The organism is Pseudomonas sp. 21LCFQ010, assembly GCF_024129905.1.
Taxonomy (GTDB): domain Bacteria; phylum Pseudomonadota; class Gammaproteobacteria; order Pseudomonadales; family Pseudomonadaceae; genus Aquipseudomonas.
Map to the genome: position 1 here is coordinate 68,449 of NZ_JAMYDZ010000005.1, position 17,884 is coordinate 86,332.

The 17,884-nt window shown below is 58.8% G+C and carries 13 protein-coding genes; 3 read left to right on the plus strand and 10 right to left on the minus strand.

What is annotated here, in order from left to right; genetic code table 11:
- Window positions 1–17: 17 nt before the first annotated feature.
- The 10 genes from NJC38_RS08180 to NJC38_RS08225 all read right to left on the minus strand — a co-directional run bounded on the left by NJC38_RS08180 (window position 18) and on the right by NJC38_RS08225 (window position 14,808).
- Entirely contained in the window at window positions 18–1,082 is a 1,065-nt protein-coding gene (locus NJC38_RS08180; protein WP_045488116.1) for an imelysin family protein, read from the minus strand.
- 29 nt (window positions 1,083–1,111) lie between these two features.
- Complete coding sequence (locus tag NJC38_RS08185; protein WP_253113142.1) at window positions 1,112–2,539, minus strand: di-heme oxidoredictase family protein; 1,428 nt, start codon at window positions 2,537–2,539, stop codon at window positions 1,112–1,114.
- A gap of 103 nt (window positions 2,540–2,642) precedes the next feature.
- Window positions 2,643–3,722: a hypothetical protein gene (locus NJC38_RS08190; protein WP_253113145.1), complete on the minus strand. Its 1,080-nt coding sequence runs from the start codon at window positions 3,720–3,722 to the stop codon at window positions 2,643–2,645.
- Complete coding sequence (locus NJC38_RS08195) at window positions 3,709–4,869, minus strand: ABC transporter permease (protein WP_253113147.1); 1,161 nt, start codon at window positions 4,867–4,869, stop codon at window positions 3,709–3,711. The genes NJC38_RS08190 and NJC38_RS08195 overlap by 14 nt, the downstream gene beginning before the upstream one ends.
- Complete coding sequence (locus NJC38_RS08200) at window positions 4,856–8,341, minus strand: toxin VasX (RefSeq protein WP_253113150.1); 3,486 nt, start codon at window positions 8,339–8,341, stop codon at window positions 4,856–4,858. The genes NJC38_RS08195 and NJC38_RS08200 overlap by 14 nt, the downstream gene beginning before the upstream one ends.
- Window positions 8,338–9,219, minus strand: coding sequence for a DUF4123 domain-containing protein (locus NJC38_RS08205; RefSeq protein ID WP_253113153.1), 882 nt, complete (start codon window positions 9,217–9,219; stop codon window positions 8,338–8,340). Before NJC38_RS08205 ends, NJC38_RS08200 begins: the two co-directional genes overlap by 4 nt.
- 198 nt (window positions 9,220–9,417) lie before the next feature.
- Window positions 9,418–10,779, minus strand: coding sequence for an imelysin family protein (locus NJC38_RS08210; RefSeq protein ID WP_253113155.1), 1,362 nt, complete (start codon window positions 10,777–10,779; stop codon window positions 9,418–9,420).
- Window positions 10,780–10,968: 189 nt separating this feature from the next.
- On the minus strand, window positions 10,969–13,020 hold the full coding sequence (locus NJC38_RS08215; protein WP_045488129.1) for a bifunctional diguanylate cyclase/phosphodiesterase: 2,052 nt from the start codon (window positions 13,018–13,020) through the stop codon (window positions 10,969–10,971).
- Window positions 13,021–13,426: 406 nt separating this feature from the next.
- Complete coding sequence (locus tag NJC38_RS08220; protein WP_045488132.1) at window positions 13,427–14,008, minus strand: Fe-Mn family superoxide dismutase; 582 nt, start codon at window positions 14,006–14,008, stop codon at window positions 13,427–13,429.
- A gap of 197 nt (window positions 14,009–14,205) precedes the next feature.
- Complete coding sequence (locus NJC38_RS08225; RefSeq protein ID WP_045494343.1) at window positions 14,206–14,808, minus strand: LysE/ArgO family amino acid transporter; 603 nt, start codon at window positions 14,806–14,808, stop codon at window positions 14,206–14,208.
- Between the two features lie 93 nt (window positions 14,809–14,901).
- On the opposite strand from NJC38_RS08225, the gene NJC38_RS08230 reads away from it, so the two are divergent.
- The 3 genes from NJC38_RS08230 to NJC38_RS08240 all read left to right on the plus strand — a co-directional run bounded on the left by NJC38_RS08230 (window position 14,902) and on the right by NJC38_RS08240 (window position 17,788).
- Window positions 14,902–15,792, plus strand: coding sequence for a LysR family transcriptional regulator ArgP (locus NJC38_RS08230; RefSeq protein ID WP_253113159.1), 891 nt, complete (start codon window positions 14,902–14,904; stop codon window positions 15,790–15,792).
- A gap of 70 nt (window positions 15,793–15,862) precedes the next feature.
- Window positions 15,863–16,864, plus strand: coding sequence for an NAD(P)-dependent oxidoreductase (locus tag NJC38_RS08235; RefSeq protein WP_253113162.1), 1,002 nt, complete (start codon window positions 15,863–15,865; stop codon window positions 16,862–16,864).
- A 60-nt stretch (window positions 16,865–16,924) separates the two neighbouring features.
- Complete coding sequence (locus tag NJC38_RS08240) at window positions 16,925–17,788, plus strand: ATPase (protein ID WP_253113164.1); 864 nt, start codon at window positions 16,925–16,927, stop codon at window positions 17,786–17,788.
- The last annotated feature ends 96 nt before the right edge of the window (window positions 17,789–17,884 follow it).

Consider the following 17,884-nt stretch of genomic DNA (forward strand, 5'->3'; position numbering starts at 1 on the left):
CATCTATCCCCTCTGCGTCAGTCGCCGTCGTTGGCGTTGAAGCCCAACTGAATGCCTAAAGCCTTGGCCAGCTCACCTTCATGCAGACGATGCACGACATTCAAGCTGTCGTAGAACGCATTGAGCTGCTGGCGCCCGGCCTCACTGTCGAGCAGGTCAGCCAGTGGCGGAGTGAGTGCCGAGAGCAGTTTGCGGCTGTTCGCATAGGCAGCGTCGATCTTGTCGGCCAGCGGTTTCTGGTTGGCGGGCAGCAGGCCACGCAAGCCTTTGTTGTCCACCCCGGTCCAGACGCTTTCAGCGCTCAGCAGGCTGGCTTCCAGGCTGCTTAACGAGGCCTTGCTGCGCCACGAGTCGGCCTGGAATGGCTGCGGCACGCCCTTGGACTGACGGCCCAGCGGCGTACCGAGTTTCTTCTTCAGGGTATCGAGGGCTGTGACCTGCACGCGCAGTAGCTCGGCGATCGCCTCGTGGGAGTCGGCATAGCGGTTGTTGGGGAACTTGCTCAACTGCGCGAGCATGCCGTCGTTGCTGTTCCAGCCGTTGAGGATTTCTTCGGCGAGCAGTTTCTGCCGGGCACCAATGGCGGTCAGCAGCGGGCAATAACGGGCTTTGTGTTCGGCGCTGGCCATGTCGATGCCTGCATCGAACAAAATGTATTCATAGGCAGACAGACCCTGAACCACAACGCTGGCCTTGGTCAGCTCTTCAACGCTGACCGACGGCTGCGCAGTGACCAGTTGTTCAACCTGCCGGCCGACCAGGTTTTTCTTGTCAGGCCAGAATTGAACCTGCCAGGAGCGGTTGCCTTCAGCCAGCGGGCCGATCAACAACGGTTGCAGTTCGGCCCAGGTTTTCTGCGCTTTGAGGAAGTCAGCACGGGCAGTCTGCAAATCGGTCTTGCCTTCGCAGAACGCCAAAGCGCTGCTCGCCAGTTGGCGGTCGGCGTCTACCCAGCGACTGTAGGTCGGCAGGATCACCTGTTTGGCGATCGCAGCCGAAGTCACCGCCTGTGGATCGGCAGGTGTACAGGCGCCCAGTGCCAGGGCGGCGAGGCTGGTGAACAACAACTTGGGACGGAACATCTCCGGCTCCTTGAATTAAATTGACACAATCATAATGAATTAAGGAACGCCAGCAAGGCCGCACGTTGTTCTGCGTCGAAAGCCAGCACCTGACGCTGGGCTGCCTGAGCCTCGCCACCGTGCCAGAGAATCGCCTCCAGCACATTGCGGGCACGGCCATCATGCAGCAATTGGGTATGGCCACTGACCGCCTGAGTCAGGCCCAGCCCCCACAATGGTGGGGTGCGCCATTCGCGACCGGTGGCCTGGAACTCGGTACGGTTATCGGCCAGGCCTTCGCCCATGTCATGCAGCAACAGGTCGCTGTACGGGCGAATGACCTGGTTGGCCAACTCCGGCTCGGCGGCATCGGCACGGGTGGTGAATTGCGGGGTGTGGCATTGGTCGCAGCCGGCCTTGAAGAACAGGTTCTTGCCAGCCAGCACCTGCGCATCTTCGACGTCACGCCGGGCCGGTACGCCGAGGTTGCGGGTATAGAACTCCACCAGACGCAGTATGTTGTCGCTGACTTCCGGCTCGCCGTTCGGGCCATTGCCATTTGGCGCCTCCTTGCAGGCAGTTTGCGCCGTTGTACAGTCATCCATGGGACGCAGGTTTGTGGTCAGCCCCAGGTCACCGGAAAACGCATGCACATTCTGTTGGTTCAGGTTGGGCTGGCCGGCTTTCCAGCCGAAACGGCCCAGCGCGACTTGCTGACGGGCATCGTCCCAGACCCAGTTGGGGCGCCCGGAAATGCCGTCGCCATTTTTGTCGTCAGGGTCGGCACCAGCCAGGATCGCCGCCTCGGGGATGGCTTCGAGCAGACCCAGGCCGATCATGGGCGGCGCTATGCGTGCGGAAACATGCGTGTCCGGATGCAACGGGCCGTAGCCCAGATGGGTGATGCTCAGGGTCGGCTGGCGCAGCTCGACCTCGGTGCCGTCACGAAACCTGACTACCAGCGGCTCGTACTTGACCCGGACTTTACCTTCCGGCGGTACACCGGGCACCGCCATATCTTGCAACTGGGTGCCATACACCGGCTCCGGCACTACCCCACCACGCTGCAGCTGCTCTGCAGAGCCTGCGCTGTTGGGGATCGACAGCCTGACCAGCATTGACACCGCATTGCTGTCACCAGGCTCGGGCGGATGACCGCGACCATCGCGAATATGGCAGTTCTGGCAACCATTGGTATTGAATAACGGCCCGAGTCCATCGCGGGCGGTGGTGGTCGACGGTGCGATTACCCAAGGGTTGCGGAAGAAACTGTTGCCAACGCTGAAATCCAGCCGGCGTACCGGTGGCAGGTTGGCCGACGGCAGGGAAAAGGCATTCTGGTCGCTGCGATGCACCGTCGCCGCCCCCCCCGACAACGCCTCGCCGGGCTCCGCCTGAGTGAAACGCGGCGCCTCATCGCACCCGCTCAGAGTCAGGGTCAACAGCAGAGCCAGAGATGTACGCAGTGGCGCAGTCATGTGAAATCTTTAAACAGCCGAAATTCAAGGCGAGCAAGCTTAACAGTCCTGTGGGGCAGGAATAAGAGGAGTTATCGTTAACGAGGGCTGGTGCAATTTGCTGTTACGAATTCTTTGCCGAATGTTGTTTGCGCTTCGTCGGTGCTGGCGCGGACAAGCCTTCAAAGTAATCAACCAATGTCTTGCCCCAGCGCAGCACTTTTTGAACCTCCTGACTCTGCTCCAGCAGTTCAGCACTGGGCTGTTGCCATTGCTCCGGCGGCAACGGCCTGGACCATTGCGCGACCTCACGCGGCAGGCTTTTCCTCGGCAGGCCGTTGATCCAGGCTGCCAGGCGGCAGGGCAGGTGCCAGCCGCTGACGCCCTGGATCAGCACGAAGCCGAGCAGGTAAACGAGGTAATTGTGGTCTCTGCGGTAGACATAGCGGCACAGCTCAAAGTATTCCACCGTCCCTTCTTCGTACTTGGGGTCGATAAAGCGTCCCGGCAAGGCTTCGGGGCCTTCTTCCATATAGACCCGAATCGCCTCCCACTCGGCGATGGCAAAGGCGGGGCTGTAGCAGGCAATGTTGATCCACTTCTGCTGGGTCGCTTCGCTATTGCGCAGGCAAAGCAGCAGTTCGTGGTTTTGCTGAGTGCCATATTTGCTCGGCACGAGACGGCTGCTGAGACAGGCAATCACACTTTCCCAAGGGATGATGCAGGGTTTTTCGCCGCGCTTGGCCACATAGGCCACTTCGCGACGCTGACGGTTGAAGCGGATAGGCGGGATACGGGACAGGACCCAGATGGCGTGGAGGATGGGGAGGCCGGTGATTGATGCTATAAGTGTCAAAATAATCGGAAGGAAATTGCCTCCGGTGAACATAACTACAATGACTTCAAAAAAGGGACGATCCAATGCTATAACGCCGACCAAATCTAAACCCAGCGCAGTCAAGAAATAGAGAAGGCTTACTCCTAAAACGCTGCCTATGAAAAATCTGATGGAAAGCTCAAAAGAAGCTTTGCCTAGAATAAAGTCCATGTAGGTTTGGTTAGCGTTCTTTTGCAGTTCCCTGCCACTGAAAGGTTTGACTCCAGTCGGTAATGGCAGTGGCGCCAGATAAAAAACTTGCTGGTCTGGCTCGTGCTCAGTATCACCGGCACGCGGGAGGCGGTCGTATTTATTATCGGTTGTCATTGATGGGCTTTTCGCGGCTATCTTGGGGGAGATAATCAGGGGCGAGGACGATCGTTATTTGCTTTTTGCGTGACTTCTTTGACGAAGATTTTTTGCTCTTGGTCTCGGGCGGTGCGGACAGTTCTTTAAAGTAATCAACCAAGGTCTTGCCCCGATGCAGCACCTTGTGCACCTCTTTGCTCTGTTCAAGCAGCTCAGCACTGGGCTGTTGCCATTGCTCGGGCGGCAACGGCTTTGACCATTGCGCAACCTCACGCGGCAGGCTTTTCCTCGGCAGGCCGTTGATCCAGGCTGCCAGGCGGCAGGGCAGGTGCCAGCCGCTGACACCCTGGATCAGCACGAAGCCGAGCAGGTAAACGAGGTAGTTGTGGTCTCTGCGGTAGACATGGCGGCACAGCTTAAAGTATTCCACCGTCCCTTCTTCGTACTTGGGGTCGATAAAGCGTCCCGGCAAGGCTTCGGGGCCTTCTTCCATATAGACCCGAATCGCCTCCCACTCGGCGATGGCAAAGGCTGGGCTGTAGCAGGCAATGTTTACCCACATTTGCTGGGTCGCTTCGCTATTGCGCAGGCAAAGCAGCAGTTCGTGGCTTTGCTGAGTGCCATATTTGGTTGGCACGAGACGGCTGCTGAGACAGGCAATCACACTTTCCCAAGGGATGATGCAGGGTTTGTCACCGCGCTTGGCCACATAGGCCACTTCGCGACGCTGACGGTTGAAGCGGATGGGCGGGATACGGGACAGAACCCAGATGGCGTGGAGGATGGGGAGACCGGTGATTGACGCTATAAGTGCCAAAATAATTGGAAGGAAATTCCCTCCAGTAAACGCGATAATGATGACCTCAGAGAAAGTTCGATCCCATGCTAAAGAGATGTATAAGTCCAAGACGAGTGCAGTCAAGAAATAGAGCAGGCTTATTCCTAAAATGCTGCCTATGAAAAATCTGATAGAAAGCTCAAAAGAAGCTTTGCCTAGCATAAAGTCCATGTAGGTTTGGTTAGCGTTCTTTTGCAGTTCCCTGCCACTGAACGGTTTGACTCCAGTCGGTAATGGCAGTGGGGCCAGATAAAAAACTTTCTGGCCTGGCTCGTCCTCCGTATCGCCGGCGCGAGGGAGCCGGTCGTATTTATTATCGGTTGTCATTGATAAATTTTCTGGTGATCTGGGTAGGAGGAAGTTCAGCGGTAATACTGGGCGGCACAATCAGTGGGGTGATCGATTTATTGGGCATATCCTGAGTGAGCGTAACGCGATAATTCAGGTAGCCGGTGTCCGCATTAAGGAAGTCTTCGGCCAGCGCAGGCTTTACCGCCAGGCATAACTCCAGAGTTACTTGATGTCCCTGAAGCTCCGTGGGAATGCTGAGTTGTAGAGTCAGTGGCATGACGCCTGCAATGCTCAGCATTTCCCGGAAAAACTCGCTGAACTCTCGTTTGTCCGGGCCGTTCAGCCAGGTGACTCTCCAGCGCAGCGAGTCGCTGTCCAGCATGCCGGGTGTCATTGCTGGCAGGATTAACTGCAAGACCCTGGCCGACTCTTGCGTGGCAGGGTCTTCTGCGATGCCTTTGTCGATGATCGTTGGGCGCAGGGTCGACTCTGCCAGTTTCTGCCGTGATTGAGCATCGCTCCATCCCTGAGGTTGTGTGCCCCATACGCAGCCGACCAGCCAGCGTTGCAAGTGGTCCAGATGGTAGAAGTTATAGAGCGTCTCACCGGCCAGCTGTAGAGCCAGAGCGGCCAGCCCCCAAAGATTCAAGCGAGCAGAGATGCTTAAGAATCTGGTCCCTCGGGTAGCCCACGCCTGATTGGCCACCAGTTTTCGCTGTGACGGATCGGCTTTGAGGACTTCCCTCAGTAATCCCCCAAATTCTTTAACCGCAGCGCCACTTTGAGTTACAGCGACTCCTGAGGCGATCAGGTCGCCACTCAAGCCGATAAACGCAGCGGTGCGTTCTTCCCATGTGCCTGTGGATATTGCATCGCGCCACTTGCTCATATTTTTGCCGAGTATGTAGGCGGAAGGCATGACGTTCAATATGGCCACGCCGCCACCGAGACCCAAGCCAAGTTTGCCTATCTTGACCGCAGGCAGAGCGCCTGCTGAGTGGCTGGCAAGCGTCGCTACTCTTGCCATTGTTCTGTCCAGCATCGCAATCTTGGCCAGTTGGTAGACGGTCAGGCTGCTATTGGTAAAGCTGATAAGCGCGACAAAGATAGGAAGGAAAATTTCATAAGAAAAGCCCTCTTTTTTCGAATCTTTCAGCCCTGTTTCCACGGCCGACTTCAAGTTCATCAGTTGAAAAACGCTCAGTATCGAAGGCACCAACCCACTCTTGAACGCCGCCCGATAAGTTCCCGAAGTACCATATCCGCCAAGCGCCCCCGCCTGTACTCGACGAACCTCATCCTGCAAGGCCATGCGTTGTGACTCTGGCATATCCAGCCTGACCCCTATATACCCACTTGGTAAGGTATTGGTCGGTGATGTCGAGCTGTCGATCAAACGCCCCAACGCCCTTCGTTGATGGCGGACAGTTGAAAGTTTCTGCTGAACAAGGTGCCTTTCCTGTTTTATTTCATACCGCTCTTCAGGTGTCAGTCTTCGGCTCTGGGCGCGTTTTCTCAGACGGTTGGCCGTTCGGCGCAATTGCGTCTCTTCCTCCGTCCACTGATGAAAGCGCACCAAGCGCTGTTTGAACTCTGCGATATCCGACTCGTTGGCGATTTGCAGATGCAGGCCTTCGGTTTGCAGCGCGACCAGCATGCCCAGCCGTTGAGCGCGGTTGGTGGCCTGGGCCATCTTGTCCAGATGCGCTTTCAGGTCCTGGCTGTCGAGCAGTGACTGGGTTTGCGCGTGCCAGTCATTCAGGCTGTTGGCAATGGCGGGGATGTAGCTGGCCAGAACCCCCTGATGCAGCGCCTGCAACTGCGGTGGCAGGTTCAGGCTGGTGGACCAGTGGTTGTTCATGATCCGTTCGATTTGCGCGAGCCGGCTGCTGGCGTCGGCCAGGCCGGAGGTGAAGTTGCGCGTGTCGTCCAGCCACTTGGTCAGGTCGCCCACCTTGGTTTTCAGGTAGCTGACATCCAGCCGGGTCTGAAAAGCCGGCAAGATGAAATGCGGATTGTTGTCAAAGAATTCGCCCACCTTGCGCAGGCCTTCGTCAGTGCGGCACAGGTCGCGCATGCAGTTTTGTTCGAGGCTCAGCGCGTGGTGCAGTTGCCCTTTGCGTTCTGCGGGGTTGAAGTACCAGGCGCTGCGATGAAATTCGCCGCTGGCAAACAGTTCGACACGATCTTCGCTCACCTCATCCAGACGCTGCTGCCAGCGCTTGAGGTGGGCACGTTCCTGTTGCAGATAGCTCTGCATCTCTTCATGGCGAACAAGGTCGTGAATACCTCTGGCGCCGATCCCAACACCATTCAAGACGCCCTGACTGGTGTCGTTGAGTGCCTCTATTTCACTTTTCAGGTCCTCATAACGCTGCTTGCCCAGCGCCTTGATCATCTCTTGCTGACGCAGGTCCATGGTTTGTCTGGCCAACTGCGTAGCAGGTGTCTGCATGGGAATGACTTCTCCCCGGTTTGAGTAAGTAATGCCGTGCCGATAGGGCGGTGTCAGGTCCTGGCGGTGTTCCCAGAGCCATTTGTTGCGGGCATTGACCCAGGCATAGATCCGCGTGCGCTCCTGTTCGGTGGTGGCGTGCAGCAGGAGGGGAAGGTCGGCCGGGGTCTTGCGCGCGGTGTGTTCACCCACGGTCATCAGGGTGTCGATGTAGCTGGCGGTGATGTAACGCAGTTCGTTGTCGTGCTCTTCGCGCCAATTGCTGATCCAATCGACGATCGTGTCTTGCTCCTGGGCCAGGTCCTGCAGAATGCCCAGGCTGTCTTCGAGCACCAGGTAGAGATGGTCGTGCTCGTAGCGGCTCACCAGAATCTGCTTCAGCTCACCGATATGGGCCTCACGAAACAGCCTCTGGTGCTCCCAGCAGTAGTCTTCACGCTCCTGTTCAGGCGTACCGGGTACGGCGCACTGGGCCGCAGGTGGTTCAGCGACTTCTGCCAATTGCAGCGCAACCTGCATCTCGACCCGTAGATGCTTGCCGCCATGCTGGCAGTCGGCCTTGGCCAGATGGATTTGTTGCATGAAGTAGTAGCGGTCTGCTGTGCTGTGCAGCACCTGTGAGCACTTGGCGGCGCTCCATTGCAGCTCGGCGTACGCCACATGCAACATGGCGTCTTTGGCGAAAATCAGCTCGGGTTCGCCAACCGGTGTCTGGCGCAGATCCTGAGTGACTTCGCCACCCCGCCACAGACATTCCTCCAATAGCCCGTCGGCAAGGCGGTATTCATGCAGCAGGCGGCTGCTTTCTTCAATGATGTACAGGTAGCCGTCGCGGACCAGGCGCAGACCCAGCGGCCTTTTGAGGTTTCGATAACGCTCGCCGTCGGGTTTGCTGTGCAGGCGCTCCACTCGCCCGTAACGAAGCGGGATCAGTTGCACCTTGTCCCCCGTCAGCGGGCAGGCACTGACGTTGTTCATCACTTCCAGATGACTTTTTGCCCGCGCCTCCCAGTAGGCTTTTTCCAGCGGGCTCAAGGTGGTTTTGCGACTCATGAGAGGGCTCCAGTACGCGCTCGTTCCACCACCAGGGCGTTGGCCTGCTGAATACGTTGGGAGTGAGTCAATGACGACACGTTGAGCACCAGTTGGCGGATATCGGCATGAGCTTCGGGTGGCTGGCGGTCGAGAAACTGGCTGACGTTGGCGTAATGAAACAGATCAATCTCGGTGCTGAAGCCCATTTCGCAGGCTTGCCGGGCAAGCCTGTACAAGTGCTGGTAGCGGTGCGCCAGGCTGGCGTCGGGCAAATAGTCGGGAAAGAACCGGTGCATGTGCTGCTCCAGTTCGACGACCTTGATGCGCAGGTCGGCGTCACCCAAGGCCTGGGTCTGGGCCGGGTTGAGGCAGTACAAGGCAGCGTTATGATCAGATGCCGCGCAGCCCTCACGTATGTGGCGTATCCAGCGCTGATCGATGACGTCGACGGCGTACAACTGGTCGATTGGGCCGAACAGGCGGTTATCCGTGTGCCGGGGATACAGGCCAAACAGGGCGTTGGCGACGAGCGGGTCAGAGATATTCAGATAGGTCGGCTTACGTCCAGGCTCATCGACAAACAGCAGCCAGCGCAGATGCTGGAGCAGGGTGTCTGTCGTTGCCTGGCTGAACAGCAGTAAGCCCCACTCTTTGTCTGCCTGTTCGAGAAACAACTGATAGACCGGATCATGGCTGTCTGTAATCGCCACCAGGTAGGGGGACTTGTCTACCAGGTCCTTGAAGCGGGTCATCAGAAACACCGGATGCGCATCAATATCGCCCCGACACTGGTAAAGCGTTTTGGCCAGTTGTGGGACGTTGACCGCGTTGAACAGCACAAAGGCGTTACAGCTTGACCAGGGAAGATTGGCGGGGCCGGATTCGAGTTCGGACATGGGCGCGGCTTCAAAAAATGCGAGAAGCGCGATAGTCGTCAGGGATGCGCAGGCGGGCAATGGGCTGTAGGTGCTTTAGGAATAGCCCTACAGTATTTGCAGAAAGGTCGCAGCCTGACGCGGCCAGTAAGCGTGTTCACAAACAAAAATGCCGGTCAGCGAACTGACCGGCATTGGATGACGCACCTTGCAACGTGATCAGAATTCGTGATCGGCGTTATCCGGGTTCAGGTCGGTGATGCCCAGCTTGCCAGCGGCTTGCTCGATGGCACCGGTCTGTTTGACCAAGGCTGCGATGGCGTCACGCACCACTTGGTTGCCTTCGGTGTTGCCGGCAGCGATCAACTGGTCGAAATGCTCGCCCTTGTTCGCGCGGTCAACCAGGACCTGCAGTTTGGCCTGGGTGCTGTCCAGGTCGGCGCGCAGGGTGGTGTCGGTGGCTGAATCGGCCTTGGCGACCAGCGACGACAGGCTCGGGCCGCTGATCTTGGTGCCGTCGGTACGGGTGTATTCGCCCAGGTAGACGTTACGGATACCCAGACCATTGTAGTAATGCGAGTTGTGGGTGTTGTCGCTGAAGCAGTCGTGCTCGTCTTCGCTGGAGTTGGCTTCCAGCGCGACTTTCATGCGCTCGCCGGCCAGTTCGCCGAGCGACAGGCTGCCCATGCCGAACAGGATCTTGCGCAGACCGTTTTCGCCGGACTCGCCTTCCAGGGTTGCACGGTAGTTGTCAGCAACGCCCGGCTTCCAGTTGTTGACCATCTCTTCGAGGTCGGTTACCAGCAGCTCGGTCACCGCCTTCAGGTAGGCGCGGCGACGCTCATTGTGGCCGCCGGTGGCGCCAGCGCCTTCGAGGTAATCAGTGGCCGGACGCTCACCGGCACCAGGGCCGTTACCGTGCAGATCCTGACCCCACAGAAGGAATTCGATGGCATGGTAGCCGGTGGCAACGTTGGCCTCCGAACCGCCCAGTTCATTGAGGCTGGCCAGCGTCTCGGCAGTGATTTCCTTGACGTCTACCTTGTCTTCGCCTACCTGAATCTCGGTATTGGCGATGATGTTGGCGGTGGCGCCCGGGTTGCCCAGCGCGTGCTGGTAATCCTTGGCGACGTAGTCGATCAGGCCTTCGTCCAGCGGCCAGGCGTTAACCTGACCCTCCCAGTCATCAATGATGGTGTTGCCGAAGCGGAACACTTCGCTCTGCATGTAAGGCACCCGCGCAGCCAGCCACGCATCGCGAGCGGCCTTGAGGGTCTTGTCGTTCGGGGTGGCGAGGAATTCGTCGATTGCCGTCTGCAGCTTCTTGGCACCGGCTTCGGCGTCGCTGAACACCGCATAAACGATACCGGCGTAGTTGGCGACTACGGCTTTGGCAGCGGTTTCGTCCAGTTGCGAGGCAGAAGCGGCTGCCGGCGCGGCAGCAGGAGTCGCTGCGGCCGGTGCAGTGGCTGGAGCGGGGCTGGCGGCTGGCGCTGCTGCTTTGTCCTTGCCTTCGCCGCAACCGGCGAGAGAGATAGCGATGGCCAGCAGACTGGCATAAGCCAGGGGCGTACGAATCATGACGAAATCCTGCGTCTGGGAAAGGGGGGGAGGGCGCCGGGCGCCCTGAAAACTGCGACATGATGCGAAAGATTTGCATTCGGTGTAAAGGCATAACGCCGGTAAACATTCGTGTTGGTCGCAAACGGATGTAACTAATGTTTACAGGATGGCGGGATACAGTGTGCCAGAGGTGTCTATCAGCGGGACTCAGAACGCTGGCGCACTGCTGCGTCTGGCCTGCTTCAGATAAGCCAGCAACTCACGACTTGGCAGCGGCTTGCTGTAGTAGTAGCCCTGGCCTTCATGGCAACCCTCGGAGATGACGTAAGCTTCCTGCTCGGCGGTTTCCACCCCCTCGGCGATGACCTGCATGCCCAGGCTCTTGCCCAGCTGGATGATGGCGCGCACGATGGTCGCATCATCATCGTCATCGATCAGGTCTTGCACGAAGCTCTTGTCGATCTTGATCTTGTCCAGCGGCAGGCTCTTGAGGTAACTCAGTGATGAGTAACCGGTGCCGAAATCGTCGATGGCAATCAGGGCGCCGGAGCGGCGCAGGCTTAGCAGGTGTTGTGCGGCAGTGTTGATGTCTTCCATCAGGCCGGTTTCGGTGACCTCCAGCTCCAGGCTGCGTGGCGGCAGGCGGTAGATTTGCAGCAGGTTGTTGACCACCCGCGGCAGCTCGCTGTGGTGCAACTGTACGGTCGACAGATTGACTGCCATGCGCAGTTCGCAGAAGCCTTGATCGTGCCATTCACGCAACTGACGGCAGGCCTGGTCGAGCACCCATTCACCGATGGCGATGATCGTGCCGTTCTGTTCCGCCAGCGGAATGAACACATCAGGCGGGACCATGCCGTGTTCCGGGTGCTGCCAGCGGATCAGGGCTTCAACGCCCATGATCGAATGATCGCGATAGCTGACCTGTGGCTGATAGACCAGATACAGCTGGTTGCGCGGCAAGGCTTCGCGCAGGTCTTTTTCCAGTTCGCGGCGACGGCGCATTTCGCTGTCGACACTGGCGATATAGAACTGATAGCGGTTGCGCGAGCGGGTCTTGGCGAGGGTCATGGTCTGTTCGGCTTTTTGCAGCAGCTTTTCAGTGCTGTCGCCATCCTCTGGATAGAGGGTGATGCCGATGGTGGCGCGCAGGCGGATTTCCTGCTGTTCCAGCGCAAAGGGAGCTTCCAGGCCATCGAGAATGTTCTGGGCCAGCTCGGCGGCCTCATAGGGCTGTTCAATATCCGCCTGGACCAGTGCGAACTGGTCGCCGCCCAGCCTGGCCAGTGCCCCCAGCCGACCGCTGTGGGTCCGCAGACGATCAGCCAGGGCCAGCAGTAACTGGTCGCCAGCCTGATAGCTGAATTGCTCGTTGATACCCTTGAAGTCATCCAGGCCGACACAGAGCACCGCCACGCGGTGCTGCTGGCGGCCGGCGGCGTCCAGAATCTGATCCAGTTGCTGCTGCAATTGCAGGCGGTTGGGCAGCCCGGTGAGAAAGTCGTACTGGGCCATGCGTTGCAGGCTGTTTTCCGCCTCATGGCGCAGATGAGTATTGCGCTCTATGGAGGCCAGCAACTGGTTGGCGGTATTGATCCACAGGCCCAGCTCGTTTCTTTCGTGGCCTTTTAATTGAGGAAGCTGATGTTCGCTTGGCCGGTCAGGGTTGATCTCGGTCAGTGCCTCGATAATCTTCGATAGCGGTTTGGTTAGCATCCAGTGATAGACCAGATACAGCACCAACCCCATGGCCAGTGCGCGCAACGTCCCGGAGAGGAAGATGATCAAGGCGCTGGTCAGGAAGCTTTCACCATAGTGGGCGGTGTCAAGGGTGATGCGCAGGTCGCCGTAGTATTCACTGTACGGTGCACGGCCGGTCAGTTGGGTGGTGAAGCTGCGTTCCTGGCCAAGAATCAGGTCAGTCAGCCAACGGCTGGACGAACTTTTGAGGGGGCGTTCCTTTTCGGCCAGCAAGGTCTCGTTGGGGTGGCCGATTGAGGCCTGGCGCACCGAAGCGTCCTGAAACAGACCTTCAATGACCTGCATGCCCATTTCCCGGTCCAGGCTGTACACCGCCTGGGTCGACGGGTCGCGAAACATATCAAGGATGCGTTCGGCATCGGCGGCGACCGTCTGCCGCGTCTTGTAGGCATCGAAGACAATCTGGGCGCAACTCAACACAACGCCTACCAGCAGCGCTGAAAGCAGTACGACGCGCAAGAGCTTCACTGACAGGCTGTGTTTGAGTTCCAGCTTCAAGTGGTCATTCCTTAATCCGTTTCGGGAACCTAGCGTTCTTCGATAACCATTCGAACTGCCTGTGGTTCAAGGAGCGACTCATCAGGCTCGCCCACTCGCGACGTATGCCGACCGGTTTGCGGGAGTCGGGCATATCACTGTGTCGGACACACAGGTATGGAACTTGAGCGGGAACCAGCAAAATACAAAAAGTGACATTACTACGCCATCGCTTTCTGATGAGCTAAAAAGTGTGCCTCTATTCTAGTCTGTGACGGGCTGCTCAATCTTTTTCCCGTTTTTTTCATAACCCGCCTGCCAGAGCGTCCGGCGGTCACCGGTGTGCGCCAAGGCGCAAAAAAGGGTGCCAAAATGCGGACAACAAAAAACCCGGACGCGCCGGGTTTTTTGTTGGGGGAGCGGGGAATCAGGCAGCGTACTGCTGAGCCACGAAGTCCCAGTTGACCAGGTTCCAGAACGCTTCAACGTACTTTGGACGCAGGTTGCGGTAGTCAATGTAGTAAGCGTGTTCCCAGACGTCGCAGGTCAGCAGCGGGGTGTCGCCGTTGGTCAGCGGGTTGCCGGCACCGATGGTGCTGGCCAGCGCCAGGCTGCCGTCGGCTTTCTTGACCAGCCAGCCCCAGCCGGAACCGAAGGTGCCGATGGTGACCTTGCTGAACTCTTCCTTGAATTTTTCGAAAGAGCCGAACGAGCTGTTGATGGCATCGGCCAGTGCGCCGGTAGGCTCGCCGCCGCCATTTGGCGACAGGCATTCCCAGTAGAAAGTATGGTTCCAGACCTGGGCCGCGTTGTTGAAGATACCGCCCGAAGAAGTCTTGATGATTTCTTCCAGGGTCTTGCCTTCGAACTCGGTACCAGGGACCAGGTTGTTCAGGTTCACGACGTAGGTGTTGTGGTGCTTGTCGTGGTGAATTTCCAGGGTTTCAGCGGAAATGTGCGGCAGCAGTGCGTCTTTGGCATACGGCAGCGGCGGCAATTCAAAAGCCATGGTCTATCTCCTTTCAGGTCGAGTGCGTCAATCGCTGGGCCGCTCACGGTGCGGCCGTTCAACAACGTTGCGCCGGGAGTTTTCCACTCTTATGCGGCGCAGGTCCCGGATCATAGCACCGGGCCTGCGGCTTAACCACGTAACAACTGTATGGAATAGAGGTTCCGCTGGCGTATCCAACGCACCCTTTAATCGATTCAAACATTGCGTATCAGTTGTATGGCGACACTGAACATCATCACCGCGACCATCAGGTCGACCAGCCGCCAGGTCGTTGGGCGGGCCAGCCAGGGCGCCAGCCATGCAGCCCCGATCGCCAGTGCGGAAAACCACATCAGCGATGCGCTGGCAGCGCCGGCAACATAAGCGCCCGGCACACTCTGCTGGGCCCCTAGCGAGCCGATCAACAGTACGGTATCGAGATACACATGGGGGTTAAGCAGTGTCACGGCCAGCGCGCTGAGCAGCACTGCCCGCCGCGAGCGCGTCCCCTGACCGGCACCGTGCGCCAGGCTCTGTCGGGCGCAGGCGCGGCGCAAGGCTTGCAAACCATACCAGGTGAGAAACAACACCCCGCCCCAACGGGCGACGGTCAGCAGGGTGGGGTTCTGCATCAGTACGCTGGCCAGACCGAATACGCCGACGGCGACCAGCACCGCATCGCAGAAGATGCACAGCAATGCCACCGGCACATGGTGCTCACGGCGCAATCCCTGGGCCAGAACAAAGGCATTCTGGGTGCCGATCGCCATGATCAGGCCGAGGGCGACCAGCAGGCCGTTAAAATAGCTTTGCCACATGATGAGAGTGTCCAGATCCGGGTTTTGACTGGCGATTCTGCGCAGATTGCCTGTATAAGAAAAATCAATCATCGTCATCACTCATTAGGAAAAATGATGTTCGATTACAAGCTTCTCGCGGCGCTGGCAGCAGTGGTCGAACAAGCCGGCTTCGAGCGCGCAGCGCAGGTGTTGGGGTTATCCCAGTCAGCTGTTTCACAACGCATCAAGCTGCTGGAGGCGCGCGTCGGTCAGCCGGTGCTGGTGCGCACTACGCCGCCGGGGCCAACCGATATAGGCCGGCGCCTGCTCAACCATGTCCAGCAGGTGCGCTTGCTGGAGCGCGACCTGCAAGGCCAGGTTCCCAGCCTGGATGAAGACGGCCTGCCCGAGCGGCTGCGTATCGCACTCAATGCCGATAGCCTGGCCACCTGGTGGGCGGCGGCGGTTGGTGAGTTCTGTATCGCCCATCGGTTGATGCTGGACCTGGTGGTCGAGGACCAGGAGGTGGGCCTCAAACGCATGCGCGCCGGCGAAGTGGCAGCCTGTGTGTGTGCCAGCGAGCGGCCGGTGGCCGGTGCCCGCAGCCTGCGGCTGGGTTCAATGCGCTACCTGGCGTTGGCCAGCCCGCGCTTTATCGCCCGGCATTTTCCCGATGGCATCGAAGCGGCGAAGCTGATTCAGGCACCGGTGCTGGTCTTCGGCCCTGACGATACCTTGCAGCATCGCTATCTGGCCTCACTTGGTCTGCACGACAGTTTCGAGCATCATTTGTGCCCGTCCTCGGAAGGCTTCGTGCGTATGCTGGAGGCCGGACTGGGGTGGGGGCTGGTGCCTGATCTGCAAGTGGTCGAACAGTTGCGCGGCGGGCAACTGGTGGATCTGTTGCCCGGGCACAGTATCGAAGTGCCGCTGTACTGGCATCACTGGCGCAATGGCGGCCAGTTTCTGAACCGGCTTACCGAGCATCTGGCCCGACAGTCTGGCCAGTGGCTGGTGCCGTGATGGCGTTATAGAGCGTCACTGCACCCTTGTTTGAGGTTTCTCTCCAGGTTTGGGTTGAAAGGATAGGTAGATGAAGATTCTGGTCACCGGCGCGGGCGGCTTCATTGGCGGGCGCTTTGCGCGGTTCGCTCTGGAGCAGGGGCTCGACGTACGGGTCACTGCCAGGCGCAGTGAGGCCGTTGAGCAACTGATCAGCCTGGGGGCCGAGTTCATGCCCGCTGATCTGGCTGATGCCGAGCGGGTCAGGGCGCTGTGCAAGGAGGTCGATAGCGTTGTGCATTGCGCCGGTGCGGTGGGCTTCTGGGGGCGGCGCCAGGCGTTCATGCAGGCCAACGTGCAATTGACCGAAAATGTGGTCGAAGCCTGCCTGAAAGAAAAAGTCCGGCGGCTGGTCCATCTGTCTTCGCCGTCGATCTGTTTTGATGGGCGCTCGCACCGCGGTCTCAAGGAAGATCAGGTGCCGCGGCGGTTTGCCAATGCCTATGCCGCCACCAAGTACCTGGCGGAGCAAAAGGTCTTCGGCGCCCAAGAGTTTGGTTTGCAGACCATCGCCCTGCGTCCCCGGCTGGTGACGGGCGCTGGCGATCACAGTATCTTTGCGCGACTGATAAAAATGCAGGCCAAGAACCGCCTGGCGATCGTCGGTAACGGTTTGAACGTGGCGGATTTCACCAGCATCGGCAACCTCAACCAGGCATTGCTGCGTTGCCTTGAGGTCGGCAATGCGGCCCTGGGGCAGGTCTACAACATCAGCAACGGTCAGCCGGTGCCGCTCTGGGATGCGATCAACTACGTCATGCGCCAGATGCAGTTACCGCAGGTCAGGCGCTACCGCGCTGTCTGCCTTGCCAGCAGTATGGCGATGCTCAACGAGGCCGTGTGCCTGCTTTGGCCTGGCCAGCCGGAACCCACGATGTCACGTCTGGGGGTGCAGATGATGAGCAAGGATTTCACCCTGGATATCAGCCGTGCCCGGCATTATCTGGGTTATGACCCGCAGATCAGCCTGTGGTCGGCGCTCGATGAGTTCTGTGCCTGGTCAAAGGCGGGGCATCTGTATCAAGGCTATTAACCGTAGCGCCGTATTCGGGCATTTATACTGCCTCGGGCTGGACCACTTTAAGGATTGAGTATGCGTAACGATCCACACGACGACATCGATGACATCCCCAGCCTGAGTGCCAGGGATGATGACGATGACGACTTCGTAACGGCCAAAGGCGCCCGTGAGCGCACCACGGTGTATTCCCGCGACACGCCAGTGGTCAAGGTCAGGCCCGCCAGCACCGGTGCGCTTTGGGCGCTGATCGGCGCGCTGGTGATTGCTTTTTGTGGCCTGGGTTGGTGGAGCTTTCAGCAGATTTCGCTGATGGAGCAGCAACTGGTGGCAACCCAGGAGAGCTTTGCCAGGATCAGCGAAGACGCGGCAGGCCGCCTGCAGGACATCTCCGGCAAGATGGTGGCCACCGAAGCGCTGAGCAGCGATGGCGAAGTCCTCAAGCAGCGTCTGGGCCTGCTGGAAGCGCAACTGCAAGACCAGGAAAAACAGCGCGAAAGCACCGAGGGCCAGCAGGGCAGCCTGGACAAGCGCCTTGAGCAGCTAGGTGGCCAAGCGACCCAGCAGCAGAGCGAACTGAGCCAGTTGCAGGAGCAGCTCAAGACGTTGCTGGCCGAACTCAACGCGTTCAAAACGGCCCTGCCTGAACAGCTCAAGGCGGCGCAGGGCGAGCAGGGTAAGCTCGATACCCAGCTCAAGGCGTTGGCTGCCGACGTTGCGGCGTTGAAGAAGCAGGGCAATTCCACGGCTGCCATCGAGCGTCTGGAGCAGGAACTGCTGGTGCTCAAGAGCGAGCAGGAAAACCGTCCGGCGCCGAGCGCTGGCAATGGTCCGAATAACGCCGAGTTCGATGCGTTCCGCACCCAGGTCACCCGTAACATCAATGCCTTGACCAGCCAGGTGCAGAATCTGTCGCAGCGCATCGGGTCCAGCCAGTGATGGGCCCGCAGGCGTTGAATTGATTGCAGTAATTGGCGGTGCGTTACATATGTAGCGCACCGTGTCAGACAGGGTGTTTTATCGTGCGGCCATCCT